Origin of the sequence: Leclercia sp. LSNIH8 (assembly GCF_002920195.1) — a bacterium.
Lineage (GTDB): Bacteria > Pseudomonadota > Gammaproteobacteria > Enterobacterales > Enterobacteriaceae > Enterobacter.
This window is the reverse complement of sequence record NZ_PQJY01000001.1, coordinates 190,670-213,451: the sequence shown is the minus strand read 5'-3', so window position 1 is coordinate 213,451 and position 22,782 is coordinate 190,670. Positions and strand designations below refer to the sequence as shown.

The window sequence follows — 22,782 nt, the reverse complement described above, 5'->3', positions numbered from 1 at the left end:
ATGTCTCAAACCATCGATCTGACACTGGACGGCCTCTCCTGCGGCCACTGTGTCAAACGCGTTAAAGAGAGTCTGGAGCAACGCCCGGACGTTGAACATGCAGAGGTGACCATCGAGCACGCGGTCGTCACCGGCAGCGCCAGCGCCGATGCCCTGATCGACACCATCAAACAGGCCGGTTACGGTGCGGCGTTAAGCCACCCAAAGGCTAATCCGCTGACAGCGTCAACAACTCCGTCGGAAGCACTGACAGCGGACCCCTCTGAGCTTCCGGCAGCTCACGACAGTGATGACAGCCAACAGCTGTTGATCAACGGCATGAGCTGCGCCAGCTGCGTCACCCGGGTGCAGAACGCCCTGCAGGCGGTTCCGGGTGTGGCACAGGCACGGGTCAATCTGGCGGAACGCACTGCGCTGGTGATGGGCAATGCTTCCGCCGCTGATTTAGTGCAGGCCGTTGAGAAAGCGGGCTACGGCGCCGAGGCGATTGAGGATGACGTCGAACGGCGGGCGCGCCAGCAGGAGACGGCCATTGCCACCATGAAACGTTTTCGCTGGCAGGCGATTGTTGCCCTGCTGGTAGGTATCCCGGTGATGGGCTGGGGTATGCTCGGCGACAACATGATGGTTACCGAGGATAACCGCACGCTGTGGCTGGCGATTGGCGTGCTCACCCTCGGAGTGATGATCTTCGCGGGCGGCCACTTTTATACCAGCGCCTGGAAGAGCCTGAAAAACCGCACCGCCACCATGGACACCCTGGTGGCGCTGGGTACCGGCGCGGCCTGGCTCTACTCGATGAGCGTAAACCTCTGGCCGCAGTGGTTCCCGATGGAAGCCCGCCATCTCTATTATGAAGCCAGCGCGATGATTATCGGCCTGATTAACCTCGGCCATATGCTGGAGGCGCGGGCCCGCCAGCGCTCCTCAAAAGCGCTGGAGAGATTGCTCGATTTAACCCCGCCGACCGCCCGGGTAGTGACCGAACACGGTGAACAAAACCTGCCGCTGGCCGAGGTTCAGGCCGGGATGATCCTGCGTCTGACCACCGGGGATCGCGTCCCGGTGGACGGGGAGATCACCCAGGGCGAAGCCTGGTTTGACGAAGCGATGCTTACCGGCGAGCCGGTACCGCAGCAGAAAAGCGACGGGGAGAGCGTTCATGCCGGTACTGTCGTGCAGGATGGCAGCGTGCTGTTCCGCGCAAGCGCTGTCGGCAGTCATACCACGCTGTCGCGCATTATTCGGATGGTGCGCCAGGCCCAGAGCAGCAAACCGGAGATCGGCAAGCTGGCGGATAAAATCTCTGCCATCTTCGTGCCGGTGGTGGTGGGTATCGCCCTGTTCAGCGCCGCTATCTGGTACTTTTTTGGCCCCGCACCGCAGATTGTTTACACCCTGGTGATCGCCACCACGGTGTTGATCATCGCCTGTCCGTGCGCCCTGGGGCTGGCGACGCCGATGTCGATTATCTCCGGCGTCGGACGTGCCGCGGAGTCGGGCGTGCTGGTGCGCGACGCCGACGCCCTGCAACGCGCCAGCACTCTCGATACGCTGGTCTTTGATAAAACCGGTACCCTCACCGAAGGTAAACCGCAGGTGGTTGCCGTCCATACCCTGGGTGGGATAAGCGAAGGCGATGCTCTGCACCTGGCCGCCGCGCTCGAACAGGGTTCCAGCCACCCGCTGGCGCGAGCGATTCTGGAGAAAGCAGATACCGTCCTGCCACAGGTAAATAACTTCCGCACCCTGCGTGGCCTTGGCGTCAGCGGCGAGGTGGATAACCGCACCCTGCTGCTCGGTAATCAGGCGCTGCTTGCGGAAAATGGTATTGATACCAGCGCGCTGGATGAACATCTGCACACCTGGGCCACCAGGGGCGCAACGCCGGTGTTGCTGGCGATTGACGGGCGGGCCGCGGCGCTGTTTGCCATCCGCGATCCGCTGCGCGCAGACAGCGTGACCGCACTGCAACGCCTGCACCGGGAGGGTTATCGTCTGGTGATGTTGACCGGCGATAACGCCACTACCGCACAGGCTATCGCCAGGGAAGCTGGCATTGATGAGGTGATTGCGGGCGTACTGCCGGATGGCAAAGCGGACGCGATTATCAAACTGCAGAAGCAGGGGCGCCGGGTGGCGATGGTTGGCGACGGCATCAATGATGCTCCGGCGCTGGCACAGGCCGATGTCGGGATTGCGATGGGCGGTGGCAGCGATGTCGCTATCGAAACGGCGGCCATCACCCTGATGCGCCACAGTCTGACCGGCGTGGCCGACGCGCTCGCCATCTCGAAAGCGACGCTGCGCAACATGAAGCAGAATTTGCTGGGGGCCTTTATCTACAACGCCTTCGGTATTCCTATCGCCGCCGGGATCTTATGGCCGCTGACCGGCACGCTACTGAACCCGGTGGTGGCGGGTGCCGCTATGGCCCTCTCCTCGATTACGGTGGTCAGTAACGCCAACCGCCTGTTGCGCTTTAAACCTAAAGCGTAACGTTGCTGCAGGACAAGGACGTCTTGCGCCACTCCTCCCCACGCGCTAGCATGAATTTTTCATCAGGGAGCGCGTATGGGTCTGTTTCAACGTCTGAAAGCATCGTTTCGCGCCCTCTTCCCCCGCCGCTATCGCTGGCCTGGTCTTGATATCACCCTTCCCGGCGGACAGCATCTGCATCTGGTCGGCAGCATCCATATGGGGACGCGGGATATGTCTCCCCTGCCCGATGGCCTTGTTACCCGCTTGCATCACGCCGACGCGCTGATCGTCGAAGCGGATATCTCCGGGGATGAGTCGCCCTTCGCAGGACTTGCGATCCCGCCTCCGCTGGCGGAGCGCCTCAGCCCGACCCAGCTTACGGAACTGCAACGGGTCGCCGGGGAGCTTGGATTATCGCTTAATCAGCTTGAGAGCCAGCCGCTGTGGCAGATCGCCATGGTGTTGCAGGCTACCCAGGCGCAGCGGTTGGGGTTACGGGGAGATTATGGCATCGATTACCAATTGCTGAATGCCGCGCGTACGCAGAACCTACCGGTCATTGAGCTGGAAGGAGCTGCCAGCCAGATCGCCCTGCTGCGCCAGATGCCAGACGACGGTTTGCTGCTGCTGGAAGATACCCTGACTCACTGGCACACCAATGCCCGCCTGCTACAAACCATGGTGAGCTGGTGGCTGGACTCCCCCCCTGTCGTCGACAAGCTGGCGCTTCCGGCGACCTTCAGCGAATCGCTGTATGATGTGCTGATGCATGAGCGTAATCAGGCGTGGTGCGAAAAGCTGCACGCATTGCCGGCCGGGCGGTATGTGGTGGCGGTAGGGGCGTTGCATCTGTACGGCGAGGGGAATTTGCCGTCGCTACTGAGATAAAAAAGTGGCCAATATTTCTATTGGCCCGTCAAAGAGGAATTTCATCATTGTTATTATGCCGGAGGAGACCCCCGGTTCAGCAGATTGTCGCTCAAAGTGACCATCACTGCCAACACTATTGCGCAAGATGGTGCTATTTTTTAGCCGCTTTTCAGGCGTATTCTTAAGGCGTTTATTGTCCGGGCTAAGAAGGATTGCTATGACTCCCGCCGTTAAATTACTCGAAAAAAACAAGATTTCGTTTCGGATCCACAGCTATGACCACGATCCGGCTGAAACCAATTTTGGTGATGAAGTGGTGCGTAAACTAGGTCTGAATGCGGATCAGGTCTATAAAACATTGCTGGTCGCGGTCAATGGCGATATGAAACATCTCGCCGTGGCGGTGACCCCGGTTGCCAGCCAACTGGATCTGAAGAAAGTGGCCAAAGCGCTGGGCGCCAAAAAAGTGGATATGGCCGACCCGATGGTGGCGCAACGCACCACGGGGTATCTGGTGGGCGGGATCAGCCCATTGGGGCAGAAGAAGCGCCTGCCGACGCTGATTGATGCACCTTCACAGGCGTTTGAAACGATCTATATTTCCGGCGGCAAGCGCGGGATGGATATTGAACTGGCGGCGAGCGATCTGGCGAAAATGCTGGATGCGCAGTTTGCGGACATCGCGCGTCGGGATTAAAAAACGCCGGGTGGCGCTGCGCTTACCCGGCCTACTAAACCCAAAACCGCAGGATCCGTAGACCGGGTAAGGCGAAGCCGCCACCCGGCACTGACGGCACTTACTGCCAGCTCACTTCACCCTGCGGTTCATAGGCGTTCACATCCAGCGGTGAGTTCTGCTGGATGTACTGCTTCAGCACCTCGGCATCAATAAAGCCGGTATTCACATAGCCTGGTTTATCATCAATGTGCGGATAACCATCGCCGCCGGTGGCGTTGAAGCTCAAGGTCGCCATACGGTAGGTTTTTGCCGGATCAACCGGTTCACCCTTGATCTTCAGGTCGTTGAGCACCCCACCCTTCGCCACAAAGCTCACGTTGGCAAACTGCGGATAGGCGCCGGAGTCCGGTTTCATCTGCGCAACCGCGGTGAGATAGTCGGTGACTTCTTTACCGCTCATATCGACATAGACCAGCACGTTGCCGAACGGCTGCACCTTGAGGACATCTTTATAGGTAATATCGCCGCCCTCAATGGAGTCGCGGATGCCGCCGCCGCTCATCACCGCAAAATCGGCATTGGTGCGCGCCATTTGCGCGGCCAGGATCAGATGGCCCATATTGGTCTGTACGAAGCGCACCTTGCTGCGATCGCCTTCCAGTCTGCCATTGAGCGTGCCGATCTTCACATCCAGCTGCGCTTTACCTTTATTCTGGAACGGCGTCAGCAGGGAGAGCATCTGTGGGTTTTCCGCAATTTCTGGCGTATAGAGAACGCGCTCGCTCTGGCCGTTATCGTAGGTCACCTTCTTCTTCAGGTTGACCGGGATCAGCTTGTAGTGAACCAGCTTCATCTCGCCGTTACGGAATTCGAAATCGGCCCGGCCCACATATTTGCCCCACTCGTGCGCCTGCACAATCCAGATCCCGTTCTGCTTATCTGGCGCGCACGGCGTGCCTGGCACATAGTCCACCTGCTTTTTATTTTCCGAAGCCATGCAGACAGGATCCTGGGAGTGACCACCCACGATCATCGCCAGGGAGCCCGCCGGCAGGCTGCGCGCCATCTCGACATCCCCCGGCGCATTCGAGCCATGCTCGCCATTATCGTAATGGCCCATATGGGTGGTAGCGATAATCACGTCCGGCTTTTCGTTCTGCTGTAACTCCTGGATCACCAGCTTCGCTTCGTCAGCCGGTTTACGGAATTCGATATCGGTGAAATATTCCGGGTTGCCGATTTTCGCCGTGTCGTCGGTGGTCAGCCCCACCACCGCAATTTTAATATCCTGGCGTTTGAAAATGGCCCAGGGCTTAAATAAACGCTCGCCGGTGCTTTTCTGATAAATATTGGCGGAGAGGAACGGGAATTTGGCCCACTTCTCCTGCTGGCGTAATACTTCGATGGGATTATCAAACTCATGGTTGCCCACGGCCATCGCATCGTAGCCAATCAAATTCATGCCGCGGAAATCGGGCTCCGCATCCTGTAAATCCGATTCCGGCACGCCGGTATTAATGTCGCCGCCGGAGAGGAGCAGCACGCTACCGCCTTTTGCCGCCACCTCTTTACGGATCCCATCCACCAGCGTTTTCTGTGCCGAAAGGCCGTATTCGCCATATTCGCTGCGCCAGAAGTGGCCGTGGTGATCGTTGGTATGCAGGATGGTGATGTTATAGGTTTTATCTTTTTCCCAGGCCTGGGCCGGCAGGCTGAGCAGCCCACACGCCGCAATGATTGCCAGCGCGACGCCTCGCTTCATTAACTTCATTTCTTCACTCCCTGATGCATAGACAAACGCAAAAATTACAATGAGTAATCAGAATAGACAAATATGTTTTCAGAATTGCGACTTTCCTCAAATGTCGGGGAAAGGTATGTTAGGCGAATAATAATTACATCCTGCACTTCCTATAACAATCGACGTGGTATTTATGGCAATCAGTGAATCTACTCCACCGGTGTCGGCTGCTAAGGCTCGCACCTCATTTGGTATTCTCGGCGCAATCAGTCTTTCGCATCTGCTGAACGATATGATCCAGTCGCTTATTCTGGCGATTTATCCCTTATTGCAGTCCGAGTTCTCTCTTACCTTCGTGCAGATCGGCATGATCACCCTCACCTTCCAGCTGGCCTCATCGCTGCTGCAACCGGTGGTGGGCTACTGGACGGACAAATATCCGATGCCGTGGTCGCTGCCCATTGGCATGTGCTTTACCCTGAGCGGCCTGATCCTGCTGGCGATGGCGGGCAGTTTCGAGGGCGTACTGGTCGCGGCCGCACTGGTGGGAACCGGCTCATCGGTCTTCCACCCGGAGTCGTCCCGCGTGGCTCGTATGGCCTCCGGTGGCCGTCACGGGCTGGCGCAGTCGCTGTTCCAGGTAGGTGGTAACTTCGGCAGCTCCCTCGGCCCGCTGCTGGCGGCGGTAATTATTGCCCCCTATGGCAAAGGCAACGTGGCCTGGTTTGTACTGGCCGCGCTGCTGGCGATTGTGGTGCTGGCGCAAATCAGCCGCTGGTACGCCGCCCAGCACCGGGTTAATAAGGGCAAACCAAAAGCGCCAGTTATCAATCCCCTTCCGCGTAACAAGGTTATTCTGGCGGTCAGCATCCTGCTGATGCTGATTTTCTCCAAATATTTCTATATGGCGAGCATCAGCAGCTATTACACCTTTTACCTGATGGAAAAATTCGGATTATCGGTACAAAACGCCCAGTTTCATCTCTTCGCCTTCCTGTTTGCCGTCGCCGCCGGGACCTTTATTGGTGGGCCACTGGGTGACAAAATCGGGCGCAAATATGTGATTTGGGGCTCTATCCTTGGCGTTGCGCCGTTTACGCTTATTTTGCCCTACGCAACACTGTGGTGGACGGGTGTTTTAACCGTGATCATTGGTTTTATTCTTGCCTCTGCGTTTTCTGCCATTCTGGTCTATGCCCAGGAGCTGCTTCCGGGACGTATCGGCATGGTTTCCGGGCTGTTTTTTGGTTTCGCCTTCGGGATGGGCGGCCTGGGAGCGGCAGTGTTAGGGCTGATTGCAGACCATACCAGCATCTTTTTGGTCTACAAAATCTGCGCTTTCCTGCCTCTTCTCGGGATGTTGACTATATTCCTGCCTGATAACCGGCATAAAGCCTGATTTATCTGCGGCCAAACTCCAGGTTTGGCCGCGCCCTTCCCTACTGCCATAAGCCTTTCTTAGCACAGCCTCTTAAAAATCGTCATGTTCTGTTTTTGTTTAACCCTTATTGCTGTTTTACTCAAATTTCAATAATTATTCATAAACATAATCATTAAATTTGTCATAAACTATTACTCGGCTTTTTGGTTTTTGGACCAAAAATGGATTAACTCAGCAACGAAAGGAGACGGAATGCACCACGCCACACCGCTTATCACCACCATTGTTGGTGGACTTGTACTCGCATTTATACTCGGCATGCTTGCCAACAAACTTCGTATTTCGCCTCTGGTGGGCTATTTATTAGCGGGCGTGTTAGCCGGGCCTTTTACCCCGGGTTTTGTTGCTGATACTAAACTTGCTCCGGAGCTGGCGGAGCTTGGCGTGATCCTGCTGATGTTCGGTGTGGGTTTGCATTTCTCCCTGAAGGATCTGATGGCGGTAAAGTCGATCGCCATTCCCGGCGCGATCGCCCAGATAGCCGTGGCGACGTTACTGGGTATGGCGCTTTCAGCGATGCTGGGCTGGCCGCTGATGACCGGCATTGTATTTGGTCTCTGCCTTTCCACCGCCAGCACCGTGGTGCTGCTGCGCGCGCTTGAAGAGAGACAGCTGATTGACAGCCAGCGGGGGCAGATCGCCATTGGCTGGCTGATTGTTGAAGATCTGGTGATGGTCTTAACTCTGGTGCTGCTGCCTGCGGTCGCCGGAATGCTGGAAAAAGAGAACGTGGGCTTTGCCTCGCTGGCGCTGGATATGAGTATCACCATCGGTAAGGTAGTGGCCTTTATCGCCATTATGATGCTGGTGGGCCGTCGCCTGGTGCCCTGGATCCTCTCCCGCAGTGCCGCCACCGGTTCGCGCGAGCTGTTTACTCTTGCCGTGCTCGCCCTGGCGCTGGGTATCGCCTTTGGCGCCGTTGAGCTGTTTGATGTCTCCTTCGCCCTCGGCGCGTTCTTTGCCGGGATGGTGCTCAATGAATCGGAACTGAGCCACCGCGCCGCCCACGATACCCTGCCGCTGCGCGACGCGTTTGCGGTGCTGTTTTTCGTCTCCGTGGGGATGCTGTTCGACCCGCTGGTGTTGATTGAACAGCCGCTGGCGGTGCTCGGCACGCTGGCCATCATTATCTTCGGTAAGTCACTCGCCGCTTTCTTCCTGGTGCGTATGTTCGGCCACTCGCCGCGTACCGCGCTGACTATTGCCGCCAGTCTCGCCCAGATTGGTGAATTTGCCTTTATTCTCGCCGGGCTGGGCATGGCGCTGGATCTGCTGCCGCAGGCCGGGCAAAACCTGGTGCTGGCGGGGGCGATCCTCTCAATTATGCTCAACCCGGTGCTGTTCGCGCTGCTGGAAAAATATCTCGATAAAACCGAAACCCTCGAAGAGCAGACCCTGGAAGAGGCGACGGAAGAAGAGAAACAGATCCCGGTGGATATCTGTAACCACGCCCTGCTGGTGGGTTTTGGCCGCGTCGGCAGCCTGCTGGGTGAGAAGCTGATGGCCCAGGGCATTCCACTGGTGGTGATTGAAAACTCCCGTACCCGCGTGGATGAGCTGCGCGCGCGTGGGATCCGGGCGGTGCTGGGGAATGCGGCGAACGAAGAGATCATGAATCTGGCGCATCTGGACTGCGCGCGCTGGCTGCTGCTGACCATTCCCAACGGCTATGAAGCGGGTGAAATTGTCGCCTCGGCGCGAGAAAAGTGTCCGGATATTGAAATCATTGCCCGCGCCCATTACGACGACGAGGTGGATTATATCACCGAGCGTGGCGCGAATCAGGTGGTAATGGGTGAGCGCGAAATTGCGAATACGATGCTGGCGCTGCTGGAGAAAAAGGCGGTGATGGGGTAAAAAAAAGCCTGCTAGCGCTTCGCTTAGCAGGCTCACACGTCGCCCCGGCAAGCGCAGCGCCGCCGGGGGATGGGCTTATCTGTCCCAGTAGGACTCTTCCAGACTGTCTTCCCGCTCCGGCAGGCCGCGCGTTAAGCGCGGTGAGTGCTGGTTCAGCACCTGATAGCTCACGCGGTTTGCGTACTTACATACCTGTGCCAGCGACGAATAGGTCAGCCAGTTAAACTTGTGTTTGCTGGAGTTCGGCACGTTGGTACGGTGGAACGCGTTGGCAGTGATATCGTGCAGCAGCGCCGCCAGCGCGCCGTCGCCTGCGCCGTTGGTGTTCATGATCTTCTCCGGGCCGCCCATGTACGGGGCGATATGCGAGAAGATACGCAGCGGATTAACACAGTCTTTGTGGCGCATGGCGCGGCTGAATTCAAACTGGTTGAACTCGGCAATCGCCCCTGGCAGCAGCGGATGCTGGGTTTTGCGCTTCGCCTCTTCTTCGGTGAAACCGGCCATATACAACCCTACCGGCCCGGCAGTGCAGAGCACCAGATCGACCCAGTCCAGCGCCTTATCAGATGCCAGCAGCGGATCGCTCTCCCCGGTCAGGGCTTCGGCCTCTTCTTCGTTCATCGCCAGAATCGAGACGTGCTCTTTCAGGAACGCCTGCCACCACTCCGGGTTATCGGCGATGACAAATTTGGTGCCCAGGGTAAGGACCACCGGCACGTTGTATTTCTTCGCATATTCCACCGCCTTCATGGTCGCTTCCGGCATCGGCTCGCCGGGCTTGCAGCGCACCAGATAGGAGGTCAGCACCAGTGCAGATGCCCCGGCAATCACCTCTTCAGGAATGCTCTCGGCGCGCAGCTGGTTCATATGGCCAGGGCTGATGGCGAAGGTGCGCTCGCCAGATTCACCGATCAGCGTAAAGCAGCGGCCAATCGCCCCGTCCACCCCCTGGAGGTAGTTCAGATCGGTCCGGCTGGAGGTGTTGCAGAGATAACGGTAGGCGTAACTGCCGATTTCGACATTGCTGCACATCACGCCCAGCAGTACGGAGCGGTCGTCCGCCAGCACAGAGTAGTTGTGCATGGTGTTGCCGATGGTCCCCCCGGCAAACTGATGGGTGATCAGGTTATCCCGCACCAGCTCCTGATAGAGCGCTTCCGCTACGTCGTCGTCAATCACCAGAGAGTGCCCGGCGCTCAGGCCGTAACGTTCGACAAACGCATCGTCCACTTTAGCTTCAATATCCACCAGCGTCTGGTCGATACCCACCACCCAGGCGGCACTGGACTCATTTTCCGGCTGAATTTGCTGCAGCAGCGGATCGCGGGCGTTAACGGGAAAGTAGTGTTTGGATTTACGTTTACCGGGAAATTTCATGTTCTGAGCTATGAGTGACGGATGGGCCGGGAATGGTAGCACAAACCCGGCGCAGAGTGCGATCAGCGGCTGCGGGTCACCAGTGACGCCATCATCTCGATGTGCTCAGGATTGTCGTTAAGCGCCGGAATATACTCGTACTTTGTCCCGCCCGCTTCGAGGAAGAACTCCCGGTTTTGCACCGCGATCTCTTCCAGGGTTTCCAGACAGTCTGACGCAAAGCCCGGCGACATCACCTGGATATGCTTCACCCCCTTCTCACCCAGCATTTTGAGGGTCTCATCGGTATAAGGAGTCAGCCACGGCTCGCGGCCAAAGCGCGACTGGAAGGTCATCATCACCTTCTCGGGCGGCAGGCCGAGGGCGGACACCAGCTCACGGGTGGTATCGCGGCAGCGCTGCGGATAGTCGTCCCCTTCGTTGGCGAATCGCTGCGGGATGCCGTGATAGGAGAGCAGCAGCAGATCCGGCTCGCCGTGTTTCTCAAACGACGCGCGGGCGCTGCTGGCAAGGGCGTTGATATAGAGCTCGTTATCCGCGTAGTCGCGAATAAAGGTCACGCCGGGAATGCGACGACGGGTTGCCAGAATGCGCGCCAGCTCATCCCAGACGGCTGCCACAGTGGAGCAGGAGTATTGCGGATAGAGCGTCAGCACCACAATGTGATCAACGCCCTGCGCCAGCAGTTCATCGACGGCGCTTTTCAGGGAAGGTTTGCCGTAGCTCATGCCCAGCGCTACCGGCATATCCGGCAGACGGGCGGCCAGCGCTTTCTCCTGACGACGGCTGTAGACCATCAGCGGCGAGCCCTCTTCCATCCAGACGGACTGATAGAGCTTTGCCACGCGCGGCGAACGGATCGGCAGAATCACGCCGCGCAGCAAAGGCCACCACAGCAGGCGTGGGGTATCCACAACGCGCGTATCGCTTAAAAATTGTCGCAGGTAGCGTTTTACCGCCGCTGGAGTAGGTGCTTCGGGGGTTCCCAGATTGGCAAGCAGGATGCCGGTTTTCGCCTGACTCATTCACGCCTCATAACCTTTTAACAGGCTGATAAGTGTATCTGAAAAGTGCGTAAACGGAACCAATTGCAGTAAAAGGTAGAATGAGAATTTTTCTCACCCGGGGACCCGGGTGAGAACCCACGTCATCCTTCAGGCTGCCTCTTTGTTGGCTGCGCACTCTCACCCCAGTCACATAGTAATCTATGTTCCTGGGGATTCGCGTGCTTGCCGCCGCGATGCAGCCCGAATGATTTAGTGGGGGCGTGATTAGCCGAGGATCTTTTCCAGCTCTGCACGAACGTCAGCGACAGGCTTAGTACCGTCGACTTTTGCGTATTTGGTGTTACCCGCCTGCGCTTCTTTAGAGTAGTAGCCGATCAGCGGCGCGGTCATCTGATGGTATTCCACCAGGCGCTTACGCACGGTCTCTTCCTGATCGTCTTTACGGGTGGTCAGCTCTTCGCCGGTCACGTCGTCTTTACCTTCCACCTGTGGTGGATTGAACTTAACGTGGTAAACGCGGCCGGAAGCAGCGTGTACGCGACGACCGATGATACGGTCAACAATCAGTTCGTCCGGTACGTCGAACTCCAGCACGTAGTCTACGTTGATGCCCGCTTCTTTCATGGCATCCGCCTGCGGAATGGTACGTGGGAAGCCGTCCAGCAGGAAACCGTTACGGCAATCTTCCTGAGAAATGCGTTCTTTAACCAGAGCGATAACCAGCTCGTCGGTCACCAGTTTGCCGGCGTCCATAATGTCTTTCGCCTGTTTACCCAGCTCGGAGCCAGATTTAACAGCGGCACGCAGCATGTCACCCGTAGAGATTTGCGGAATACCGTATTTCTCCATGATGAACTGAGCCTGAGTTCCTTTACCCGCGCCCGGAGCGCCAAGCAGAATAATACGCATTGCGAAAATCCCCTCAAAAGTCGATTCAATTTTTCAAAAAGCGCTAAACAATACCACCAGAACGGGTATCGCTCAAGAAAGGCGGGAAGGCTGAAACGGTTAATGAGGGGAATTTATTAGTGGGTGCAGGCAGATAACCTGCACCCTTATTCTCTCTTCAGCGAAGAGAGGGAAGTAATTTACGCCAGCAGCAACGCATTCACGCGTTTGATGAACTGGTTAGGATCTTCCAGCGTGCCGCGCTCGGCCAGCAAAGATTGATCCAGCAGCAGTTCAACCCACTCGGCGAAGCGGGCTTCGTCCTGGGTCTCGGCTGCACGTTTCACCAGCGCGTGATCCGGGTTGAGTTCAAAAATGTATTTCACCTCCGGCACAGCCTGGCCCGCGGCGGCGAACAGCTTCGCCATCTGGGTACTCATCTCGTCAGCATCAGTGGTGACGATGGCCGGGGTATCGGTCAGACGGTGGGTGAAACGCACCTCTTTCACGCGATCGCCCAGATGGGTTTTCACGCGCTCAACAAACGGCTCCAGCGCTTTTTCTGCCTCTTTCGCGGTATCGTCCACTTCATCCGCCAGCTTGTCGATGGACTCATCGGCTTTGGCAACGGACTGGAACGCTTTACCGCTGAACTCGGTCAGGTAGTTCATCATCCACTCATCGATGCGATCGGAAAGCAGCAATACTTCGATGCCTTTCTTACGCAGCAGCTCCAGGTGCGGGCTGCTCTTCGCCGCGGCATAGCTGTCGGCGGTGATGTAGTAGATCTTCTCCTGCCCTTCTTTCATGCGGGAGATGTACTCTTCCAGCGACACATTCTGTTCGGAAGAGTCGGTGTGCGTGGAGGCGAAGCGCAGCAGTTTGGCAATGGCTTCAACGTTAGACGGATCTTCCGCCGGGCCCTCTTTCAGCACCAGGCCGAACTGTTTCCAGAAGGTCTGGTATTTTTCGGCGTCGTCTTTCGCCAGCTTATCCAGCATCTGCAGGGCACGTTTGCTCAGCGCGGTGCGCAGATTACGGGTTACGGTGCTGTCCTGCAGGATCTCACGGGAGACGTTCAGCGGCAGATCGTTGGAATCAATCAGGCCGCGTACAAAGCGCAGGTAGTTCGGCATGAACTGTTCGGCTTCGTCCATGATGAACACGCGCTGCACGTACAGCTTCAGGCCGTGCTTGTGATCGCGGTTCCACATATCCCACGGTGCCTGCGCCGGGATGTAAAGCAGGCTGGTGTACTCCTGCTTCCCTTCCACACGGTTGTGGCTCCAGGTCAGCGGATCGGTAAAGTCATGGGCGATGTGCTTGTAGAACTCGTTGTATTCGTCGTCTTTGATTTCAGACTTGTTACGCGTCCACAGCGCCTGCGCTTTGTTGATCTTCTCCCAGGAGATGACGGTTTCGCCGTCTTTCTCTTCCTGTTTTTCGATCTCTACCGGCAGGGCGATATGGTCAGAATATTTGCTGATGATGGAGCGTACGCGCCAGTCGTTGAGGAAATCGTCTTCCCCTTCGCGCAGGTGCAGGGTGATCTCGGTGCCGCGATCGGCTTTGGTGATGTCAGCAACGGTATATTCACCTTCGCCGTGGGATTCCCAGAATACGCCGTTTTCGGCGCTTTCGCCTGCCGCGCGGGTGCGTACGGTAACTTTATCCGCCACGATGAAGGCGGAGTAGAAGCCCACACCGAACTGACCAATCAGCTGGCTGTCTTTGGCCTGATCGGAACCCATCGACTGCAGGAAGGCTTTGGTGCCGGATTTAGCGATGGTGCCGAGATGGTCAATGGCTTCATCACGGGTCATACCGATGCCGTTGTCGGCGATGGTCAGGGTGCGGTTCTCTTTATCAAATGAGACACGCACGCGCAGTTCGCCGTCACCTTCATACAGCTCTGGCTTCGAGAGCGCACGAAAACGCAGCTTGTCTGCCGCATCAGAGGCGTTAGAGATAAGCTCGCGCAGGAAAATTTCTTTATTGGAATAAAGAGAATGGATCATCAGGTGCAGAAGCTGTTTTACCTCTGACTGGAAACCACGGGTTTCTTGTCCTTTCATACTAAGTCGACCTCAACAATGCCATTTAATGGGGTTTAAAAGCGTTGAGGGAGAGATGGGGATACGGGGGATTTTTTTCAAGCGGAGGCCACGACTGCAGCCTCCGTTTGGTCAGAAATTAATCTTGTGACGTCCTGCCAGAGAGTGGGACAGCGTAGTGCCATCGACCATTTCCAGCTCGCCGCCCACCGGCACACCGTGGGCGATTCGACTGGCATCGACGCCCGACTCCGCGCACAGCTCGGCGATATAGTTGGCTGTTGCCTCCCCTTCCACCGTTGGGTTGGTGGCGAGGATCACCTCGTTAATCGTTTCCGATTTCAGACGCTGTTCAAGGCGGTCCAGGCCGATATCATCCGGACCAATGCCGTCCAGCGGCGACAGGTGCCCCATCAGCACAAAATAGCGGCCGGAAAACTGCCCGGTCTGCTCGATGGCGTAGATGTCCGCAGGACTCTCCACCACGCAGATCTGACCATTTTCCTGACGACGCGGGTTGGCGCAGATGTTACACACCTCCTGCTCGGTAAAGGTGCGGCAGTCGGCACAGTGGCCAATTTCTGACATGGCGCGGGTCAGGGCCTGCGCCAGACGCATGCCGCCGCTACGATCGCGTTGCAGCAGGGTAAACGCCATGCGCTGCGCCGACTTCGGGCCTACGCCCGGCAGGCAGCGTAGCGCTTCCATTAACTGCGTAAGCAGCGGACTGGTTTGCATCAGAATGGCATCTTAAAGCCCGGTGGCAGCTGCATTCCGGAGGATACAGAGGCCATTTTTTCTTTCTGAGTTTCGTCGATACGGCGCGCAGCATCGTTAAACGCAGCGGCAACCAGATCTTCCAGCATCTCTTTGTCGTCTTCGAGCAGGCTTGGGTCGATCTCCACGCGACGGCAGTTGTGTGCGCCGTTGATGGTCACTTTGACCAGACCTGCGCCCGATTCGCCAGTGACTTCCATCTGTGCGATCTCTTCCTGCATCTTCTGCATTTTTTCCTGCATCTGCTGGGCCTGCTTCATCAGACCACCCAGACCGCCTTTACCACCAAACATAGGCTTCTCTCTTCTTTCACGTTAAAGATAACAACCGTAAGTCAGACTCACGATCAAATGGGTCGAATACTCTCTTCATCCAGTTCTGCATCGAAGTAGCGCTGCAGGGTCTGAATGTTATTATCCGCGATAATTGCCTCACGCGCCTGCGCGAGCTTCTCTTCATAAATGGCCTGACGCCACTCCAGCGGGGTACGGACCGCCGGATTATCATCTTCAATGATAGTCAATTCAACCGGCGCACCCTGTAATGTGGAGAGCGCCTCAGTCAGCACCTGCTGCGCGCTCGCCGAATTCAGGTGACGCTGGCCCGGACGCAGATGCAGGCAGATGCGGTTGCCCTCCTGCTCACGCCAGGCGTTGAGCGCAACCTGCTCCACCAGCTTCGGCAGCTTCAGTTTACTGACCTCTGCCGCCCAGGCATCGCGCGCAAGCGACTCTTCCGCCAGCTTCGCGGAGAGCTCCGGCGTCTTCTCGTGCTCCAGCGCCTTTTTCAGCGCCTTCGGCGTGGCAATCTCCACCTTCACCTCTTCGGTGACGGTGGTGGCTTTCCAGCGATAGGCTTCTTGCTTCACCGGCGCCTTCGGCTCAGAAGTGACCGATGCCGAACGCGACTGGACACGATCCGTGACCGAAGCCAGACGTTCAAGCGCGGCGTTATTTACCGGCCGCGCTCTTGCAGGCGCTGCCGGTTCACTCTTTTTTGGTCTGGGTGCTCCCTGCGCGCGCTGTAGCTGGCTGCGGGCAGCAAGCACCGAACTGGTGGCGTCCGACAGCGGCACATTTTGCGGCGATGGCGCTGCCGGCTGTACTGGCACCTGCTGCGGTGACATAACCGCCGTCGGCGCGGCCGGTGCGAACGACTGCGGCTGCACCTCGGGTTCCGGCAACGGCATGCGCGGATGGAACGCCAGCGCGCGCAGCAGGGTCATCTCAACCCCCATACGTCTGTCGGGCGCGAACGGCAACTCTTTGCGGCCAATTAACAGGGTTTGATAGTAAAGCTGTACATCCGTTGGCGGAATGGTTCGCGCCAGCTCGCGCATCCGCTGTTCAATCGCGGCCATATCCGGGCCCAGCGCCGCCGGGGAGAGCTGCACCATCGCAATACGGTGCAGCAGGCTGAGCATCTCAACCAGCAAGGCTTCCCACTCCACGCCGCGTGAGGCTGAGGCGTTGACCAGCTCCATCACCCGCTCGCCGTTGGCCTCGACAACCGCTTCAATCAGCGACAGCGCCTGATCGTCATCCAGCGTGCCGAGCATGGTGCTCACCGCCTGGGTGGTCAGCTTGCCTTCGCCGCTGGCAATCGCCTGATCGGTCAGGCTGAGGGCATCACGCAGGCTGCCATCGGCGGCACGCGCCAGCAGCTGCAGCGCCCGCGGTTCATGGGCAACCTGCTCTTCGTTCAGGATGTATTCGAGCCGATCGCGGATCTGCGTGACGTCCAGCGCCTTCAGGTGGAACTGCAGACAGCGGGACAAAATAGTGACCGGCAGCTTTTGCGGATCGGTGGTCGCCAGCAGGAATTTAACGTGTGCAGGCGGTTCTTCCAGCGTTTTCAGCAGGGCGTTAAAGCTGTGGCGCGACAGCATGTGCACTTCATCGATCAGATAGACCTTGAAGCGGCCACGCGCCGGGGCGTACTGGACGTTATCCAGCAGATCGCGGGTATCTTCGACTTTGGTGCGCGATGCGGCATCGATCTCAATCAGATCGACAAAGCGCCCCTGCTCGATTTCACGGCAGTTATCGCACACGCCGCACGGCGTGGCGGTGATCCCGGTTTCGCAGTTAAGGCCTTTCGCCAGCAAACGGGCAATAGAGGTTTTACCGACGCCACGGGTGCCGGAAAAAAGCCAGGCGTGATGGATACGGCCTAGCGATAAGCTGTTCGCCAGGGCGGTCAGCACATGTTCCTGGCCGACAACGTCAGCAAAGGTTTGGGGTCGCCATTTACGGGCTAACACCTGATAACTCATGGGCAGGCTCTGCAACGCTGGAAGGTGGATATTCAGGGGGGTAATGCTAACACAACCTCACCCGTTGGGCGAGGTTGCGGGCGGGAGGATTAATGTCCCGGGAATGGCACGAGGCTGTAGCTGGTGATGCCCTGTTTTTCGAGGCGCTGTTCACCGCCTAGATCGAACAGGTTGATGATAAAGGCCGCATCGGTTACTTCACCACCCAGGCGACGGATCAGCTTCACGGTCGCTTCAATGGTGCCGCCGGTGGCCAGCAGATCGTCAACCACCAGCACTTTATCGCCTGGCTTGATCGCATCAACGTGGATCTCAAGCTGGTCGGTGCCGTACTCCAGCTCGTAGCTCTCGGCGATGGTTTCGCGAGGCAGTTTGCGCGGTTTACGCACCGGTACAAAGCCCACGCCCATTGCCAGCGCAACCGGGGCGCCAAACAGGAAACCACGGGCTTCGGTGCCTACAACTTTGGTGATCCCAGCGTTCTTATAACGCTCAACCAGCAGTTCAATGCTGAGCGCGTACGCTTTTGGGTCTTCCAGCAAGCTGGTGACATCACGGAAAAGAATGCCAGGCTTCGGATAATCCTGGATGCTTTTGATGCTGTTTTTAAGAAATTCAAGCTGCTGCGCAGTTGCGGTCATAAATGGATGCCTGATGAAAACGGTGTTACTCACGGAGCGGATAAAGGGTTGGTCAAAGTAACAATTGTTTAACCTTTAACCAGGCCCGCCCGTGCTCGAAAACGGTCGAATTTACTGGCTGCGCACAAGAAATGCAACAGCCAGTCTGAGGATTATTGCTTTTGTTGCTTTTCATCAACAACGGGGATCCGCCACATGAAAATGAGCAGGCAAGTGAGGATCGCCAGCAGCAGGATCCGTACCCACATCATTTTGACCAGCCATAATGAAATGGCGAAGGTCACCAGGATCAGCGCAATGGCCCGCGGCTTAGCCCCGGGCGGCATCGCACGGTACTGTTGCCAGTGGCGCAGATAGCCGCCAAACCATGAGCGGTACAGCAGCCAGTGGTGAAAACGTGGCGAGGAGCGGGCAAAGCACCACGCCGCAAGCAATATAAAAGGGGTAGTCGGCAGAAGGGGTAAAACGACACCCAGCGTGCCGAGCACTACCGCAAGCCAGCCAATGATGATTAGAATAGTACGCTGCATAATGCGAATCGGTATCAAACTGAACGGCTACTGTACCACTGGAGTGCGGATTGAAAACAGCCTTGCTTTTACAGACACTGCAAAATCAGCTGTCGGCCCTGCGCACGCAGGCCTCCCCGCTGATGCAGCACGCCACGCTGAAGCCGCGCTTTGACCGGCAGCTGTTCCGCACCCGCAGCACGGTGATGAATGCCTATCTGGATGAAGCCCAGCACAACCTGGATGAGCTGCGTCACGCCGTGGAAAAGGGGCAATCTGAGCAGGTGGCCTGGCTTGCCGGTCATCTGGCGGAACAGATTGCCGCCCTGCATCGGGAGATTGCCGCCTGGCCGCTACGCGTCTGGGACAGCTCCTCTGCCGGCACCACAAAATGGCAGCGCAAGCGTCTGGAACACCAGGAGTTTGAACGTCGGCTCTGTGAAATGAAAAATGAACGCACGGCGCGGCTGAATCAGGCCGAAACGCTGGAAGAACAGCAGATGCTGATGCGCGAAATCACCGCCCTGGAAGGACGGCTTGAACGTTGCCGCAAGGCACTGGATGACATTGAACGCGTTATCGCGCGTCTGACCCGTTAACAGGAGTAGTGTGTGTCACTGGAAAACGCCCCCGACGAAGTCAAGCTGGCCGTCGACCTGATCATGTTGCTGGAGAACCATGCTATCCCCACTGAAACAGTGCTGAAAGCGCTGGAGATTGTGAAGCGGGATTTTGAAGGGAAATTACCCTCCCCCCTGCCCTCTCCCTGAAAGGGAGAAGGCGAGAGCGAGGGGGCGCATCACGCTGGGGTCGGATCGTCACCCTTAATGTCACGTTTCACTTCAGTGTGCTCGTCGCCCTTCTCATTGCGCAGATGCACTTCCAGCTGGTTAAACGCGATATTGATGTTGTTCTCGCGACACATACGTTCGATAGTGCGGTTCAGTTCATCCACCGTATAACTGCGATCGCGCAGTTCACGCACGTACAGACGCAGCTCATGATCTAACGTACTCGGCCCAAAGGTCGTAAAGAAGACGGCTGGCTCCGGATCATGCATCACTTTTGGATGATCCATCGCCGCTTTCAACAGGACATTTTTCACCGTCTCCAGATCGGAACCGTAGGCCACGCCGAGGCGGATCACCACGCGGGTAATGGTGTCCGACAGCGACCAGTTGATCAACCGCTCGGTGACGAACGCTTTGTTCGGGATGATCACCTCTTTGCGATCGAAGTCAGTGATGGTGGTCGCACGGATACGGATCTTGCTGACGGTGCCCGAGAAGGTGCCGATGGTAACGGTATCGCCGATACGCACCGGACGTTCGAACAGAATAATCAGGCCAGAGACGAAGTTCCCGAAGATCTCCTGCAAACCGAAACCAAGGCCCACCGACAATGCTGCCGCCAGCCACTGCAGTTTGTCCCACGACACCCCGAGCGAACCGAAGACGGTCATGGCACCCACCACCAGAATCACATAGTTCAGGATGGTGGTAATGGCGTAGGAGGCCCCCTGGCGCATATTCAGGCGCGAGAGGATCAGCACCTCCAGCAGGCCGGGTAAGTTGCGGATCAAGGCCCATGCCACCACCGACGAGACCAGCGCGAACAGCAGGCTGCCCATGGTGACGTTTTTCACCACTGCGGCCCCCGCTTCGGTGCCGCTGTAGTGCCATAGCGTAATGCTATCGAGATAGGCAAAGACGGTGATTAAATCAGACCAGATCGCCCAGAACATCACGCCGAACAGAGCAATCATCACCAGCATGGTGATACGCAGCGTCTGCTGGTTGACCTGCTCCAGGGCGATGGTCGGCTCTTCCTGCGGTTCAGCACCTTCGGCCCCCTCTTTCACCATATTCTGCCGACGCGCCAGCGCGCGGCGATAGGCAATACGGCGGGCGGCAACGCTCAGCCCGCGCAGCACGGTCTGATAGAGCAGGTTCCAGAAGATCACCAGATAGACGGTTTCAATCCAGCGCCCTGACAAACGCAGCGTGGTATAGAAATAGCCGGTGGCCGTCAGCACCATCAGCGCGACAGGGATAATAGAGAGTACGGTGACCGTCACCAGGCGAATGGTATGCGACTCTTTGTCACGCCAGCTGTCACGGAATATCGGCCACATCAGGACGCTTATCAGTAGCAGGTTAAGCAGGATCACGAACTGCCCCAGCACATCATCCATCAGATGGAGCGGAGAGAGTTCCGCCACCACCGACCAGAAGTGCAGCGGCAACAGCGCCAGGCTGATGCGCACAATCTGGCGGCGCCAGTGACTGGTCAGCTGCGCAGGCATATTGAAGTGGCTCACCGCCACGCCGTCTTTTTCCAGTACTTTCCAGCACAGGCCAAAGACCAACCAGAACAGCGCCAACTTTTTGCTGAAGGCCCACAGCAGATCGCTGATATTGAGCTGCATGGTGAGCAGGATCAGCCCCGCCGCCAGAATTAACAGGCAGACCGGCAGGGCGCGGATCAGATCGATAAGAATCGCTTTTGGGGTATGAAGCTGGCTGTCATTACGCAACTGCCCGACTTCATTCGCCAGCTTCGCCTGGTACTTTTTCAGCCAGCCAAGACGCCAGCGGATTAAACCGGCAATCAGCAACAGCGGCAGACCCGCCAGGAAGGCAAAGGCCACCGCCGGGCCGGCTTTTTCCCAGTTAACGGTGATTTTCATCCCATTAATCTGGTCTTTTAGCATGCCCGGGAAGGATTTTATCCAGTCCCAGTCCATCGGTTTGTTGCTGTTTACCCAGAAGATTTGCTGGGTGAGGATCTCCTGTAGGCTTTTGGATACGCTCACCAGCTGCTGCTGGTTGATTTGCAGGTTAATCGCCATCATCAGCTGATTACCCAGCTGTTTGTTCATCTGGTCCAGCAGCTCGCGACGCATATCCACCACCTGCAGCAGCGCGTCGTGAACCTCTTCATTGACCTCGCTGCTGTGCCCCTCTTCCAGCTTCGCGACGAAAGCATCGCTCTGGAACAGGGCATCACGCTGCTGGTTGACCTCAAACTGTTCAAGACGCAGATCCGCAATGCGGTTGGTCATGTCCTCCAGCTCATCGGCAGAGGGTAAGGTCTGCTGTTGCTGATAAAGGATACGCGACAGCAGCAGGCTGCCTTTCAGAACGGCGATCTGCTCCTTGATATTGCGTTCTGACTGCAGGGCGCGATCCAGCCAGTTTTTGACTTTGATGTTCTGCTGAACCAGCGAGTTGCCGTTTTCGGTGGCGGCTATCAAACGCTGGCTGAGCTGATGGTTAACATCCAGCTCCTGCTTCACCAGCGGGTTTTCCTGGATACGCGCGGTTTCGTCCGGATTGACGGCTTCCTGAGCGGTTTTCTCTGTCAGGGTCAGTCGCTTGCTGTTAACCGCTTCCTGCAGCAGTTGCAGCTGGTGCTCCAGACGGTTGATATTCGCGGTGACGTAGTCGCGCTGTTTTTGCAGGGTATCCTGCAGGACGGTATTGCCTTCCAGGCTCTTGCGCTGCTGTTCGATCTGGGCGTTCAGCAGAAGCTGCTGCGTCATGAGCAACGTTTGCTGCGTGGGGCGTAACGCCGCCTCGCCCACCGCGGTGCCGTTCAGGCGATTGCGGATCTGCTGCAGCTCCTGAGAGGCGGTATACATCGCGTTCTGTACGCGCTCCGGCTGAGTTTGCAGGGAAACCAGCTGGCTGTTGTAGGTTGAGAGATCGCTCTGGGCGGTTTGTAAGTCGTCGAGCAACTGCGATACGCGCAGTTCCAGCTGGCGTAATGAGAGCGTGGCCAGCGTTTTGCGGGTTTCGTCATCATTGTCCACATCGCTCAGCGCATTCAGGCTTTCGGTCGCCTTACGCATTGCTTCCGGCGCCTGGGCCACTTTCTGGCGTAATTGTGTGGTTTCGGCCTTGATCCGCTCAAGCTTATCAATAGTCTCAAGGGTTTCCGTCAGGTCTTTTTGCACCAGCTTATCCTGCGGATTGAGCTCTTTTTGTTTGCTCAGGGCATCAAGCTGGCTCTGAATATCTGCCCGGGTTGGCGTGTCGCTGGTGTTATCACCACGTGCAAACGCAACCGGGGAGGCCAATAAGGCAAAAAAGAGAAGCAAAATAAAGGCAAAAACAGGATGCGATTGGCGTGTGTAATGCGACATAGTAATGTGTAATTTGTGTGATGAATGACCGGGAT

The 22,782-nt window shown here is 57.2% G+C and carries 18 protein-coding genes and 1 other annotated feature; of the genes, 7 read left to right on the top strand and 11 right to left on the bottom strand.

Annotated elements, in window-relative coordinates; translation table 11 throughout:
* From copA to ybaK, 3 genes are all read left to right on the top strand, one after another.
* The gene (gene copA, locus C3406_RS01005; protein WP_103824083.1) at positions 1–2,499 is read left to right on the top strand and encodes a copper-exporting P-type ATPase CopA; all 2,499 of its coding nucleotides are present in this window, start codon (positions 1–3) and stop codon (positions 2,497–2,499) included.
* Positions 2,500–2,574: 75 nt separating this feature from the next.
* Positions 2,575–3,369 carry a TraB/GumN family protein gene (locus C3406_RS01000; RefSeq protein ID WP_103824082.1) on the top strand — a complete coding sequence of 265 codons (795 nt, stop codon included), beginning with the start codon at positions 2,575–2,577 and terminating at the stop codon, positions 3,367–3,369.
* A 199-nt stretch (positions 3,370–3,568) separates the two neighbouring features.
* A complete protein-coding gene (gene ybaK, locus C3406_RS00995; RefSeq protein ID WP_103824081.1) occupies positions 3,569–4,048 on the top strand; it encodes a Cys-tRNA(Pro)/Cys-tRNA(Cys) deacylase YbaK in 480 nt (159 codons plus the stop codon).
* 100 nt (positions 4,049–4,148) lie between these two features.
* Here the strand turns inward: ybaK and ushA are convergent, their stop codons facing one another.
* A complete protein-coding gene (gene ushA, locus C3406_RS00990; RefSeq protein ID WP_103824080.1) occupies positions 4,149–5,801 on the bottom strand; it encodes a bifunctional UDP-sugar hydrolase/5'-nucleotidase UshA in 1,653 nt (550 codons plus the stop codon).
* Between the two features lie 163 nt (positions 5,802–5,964).
* Between ushA and C3406_RS00985 the strand changes: the two genes are divergently transcribed.
* Entirely contained in the window at positions 5,965–7,170 is a 1,206-nt protein-coding gene (locus C3406_RS00985; RefSeq protein ID WP_103824079.1) for an MFS transporter, read from the top strand.
* A gap of 234 nt (positions 7,171–7,404) precedes the next feature.
* On the top strand, positions 7,405–9,069 hold the full coding sequence (ybaL, locus tag C3406_RS00980) for a YbaL family putative K(+) efflux transporter (protein WP_103824078.1): 1,665 nt from the start codon (positions 7,405–7,407) through the stop codon (positions 9,067–9,069).
* Positions 9,070–9,144: 75 nt separating this feature from the next.
* Here the strand turns inward: ybaL and C3406_RS00975 are convergent, their stop codons facing one another.
* The 9 genes from C3406_RS00975 to C3406_RS00935 form a co-directional block, all read right to left on the bottom strand.
* Positions 9,145–10,449 carry an inosine/guanosine kinase gene (locus tag C3406_RS00975; protein ID WP_103824077.1) on the bottom strand — a complete coding sequence of 435 codons (1,305 nt, stop codon included), beginning with the start codon at positions 10,447–10,449 and terminating at the stop codon, positions 9,145–9,147.
* 62 nt (positions 10,450–10,511) lie between these two features.
* The gene (gene hemH / locus C3406_RS00970) at positions 10,512–11,474 is read right to left on the bottom strand and encodes a ferrochelatase (protein ID WP_103824076.1); all 963 of its coding nucleotides are present in this window, start codon (positions 11,472–11,474) and stop codon (positions 10,512–10,514) included.
* Positions 11,475–11,720: 246 nt separating this feature from the next.
* Positions 11,721–12,365, bottom strand: a complete 645-nt coding sequence (adk, locus tag C3406_RS00965; protein WP_103824075.1) for an adenylate kinase — start codon at positions 12,363–12,365, stop codon at positions 11,721–11,723.
* 179 nt (positions 12,366–12,544) lie between these two features.
* Positions 12,545–14,419 carry a molecular chaperone HtpG gene (htpG, locus tag C3406_RS00960; protein WP_103824074.1) on the bottom strand — a complete coding sequence of 625 codons (1,875 nt, stop codon included), beginning with the start codon at positions 14,417–14,419 and terminating at the stop codon, positions 12,545–12,547.
* Between the two features lie 111 nt (positions 14,420–14,530).
* A complete protein-coding gene (recR, locus tag C3406_RS00955; RefSeq protein WP_103178512.1) occupies positions 14,531–15,136 on the bottom strand; it encodes a recombination mediator RecR in 606 nt (201 codons plus the stop codon).
* Positions 15,136–15,468 (bottom strand): YbaB/EbfC family nucleoid-associated protein, encoded by a 333-nt coding sequence (locus C3406_RS00950; protein WP_014882811.1) that lies wholly within the window; start codon positions 15,466–15,468, stop codon positions 15,136–15,138. The genes recR and C3406_RS00950 overlap by 1 nt, the downstream gene beginning before the upstream one ends.
* A gap of 53 nt (positions 15,469–15,521) precedes the next feature.
* Complete coding sequence (gene dnaX, locus C3406_RS00945; RefSeq protein WP_103824073.1) at positions 15,522–17,450, bottom strand: DNA polymerase III subunit gamma/tau; 1,929 nt, start codon at positions 17,448–17,450, stop codon at positions 15,522–15,524.
* Positions 16,128–16,192 (bottom strand) — a sequence feature (DnaX frameshifting element). It overlaps the preceding gene by 65 nt.
* An 89-nt stretch (positions 17,451–17,539) precedes the next feature.
* Positions 17,540–18,091: an adenine phosphoribosyltransferase gene (gene apt, locus C3406_RS00940; RefSeq protein ID WP_010428187.1), complete on the bottom strand. Its 552-nt coding sequence runs from the start codon at positions 18,089–18,091 to the stop codon at positions 17,540–17,542.
* 152 nt (positions 18,092–18,243) lie between these two features.
* Complete coding sequence (locus C3406_RS00935) at positions 18,244–18,621, bottom strand: DUF454 family protein (protein WP_103824072.1); 378 nt, start codon at positions 18,619–18,621, stop codon at positions 18,244–18,246.
* A gap of 50 nt (positions 18,622–18,671) precedes the next feature.
* Between C3406_RS00935 and priC the strand changes: the two genes are divergently transcribed.
* Complete coding sequence (gene priC / locus C3406_RS00930; RefSeq protein WP_103824071.1) at positions 18,672–19,199, top strand: primosomal replication protein N''; 528 nt, start codon at positions 18,672–18,674, stop codon at positions 19,197–19,199.
* 12 nt (positions 19,200–19,211) lie between these two features.
* On the top strand, positions 19,212–19,370 hold the full coding sequence (gene rsmS / locus C3406_RS00925) for a pleiotropic regulatory protein RsmS (RefSeq protein ID WP_103824070.1): 159 nt from the start codon (positions 19,212–19,214) through the stop codon (positions 19,368–19,370).
* A gap of 29 nt (positions 19,371–19,399) precedes the next feature.
* On the opposite strand, the gene mscK is transcribed toward rsmS, so the two are convergent.
* A complete protein-coding gene (gene mscK / locus C3406_RS00920) occupies positions 19,400–22,747 on the bottom strand; it encodes a mechanosensitive channel MscK (RefSeq protein WP_103824069.1) in 3,348 nt (1,115 codons plus the stop codon).
* Positions 22,748–22,782 lie beyond the last annotated feature (35 nt).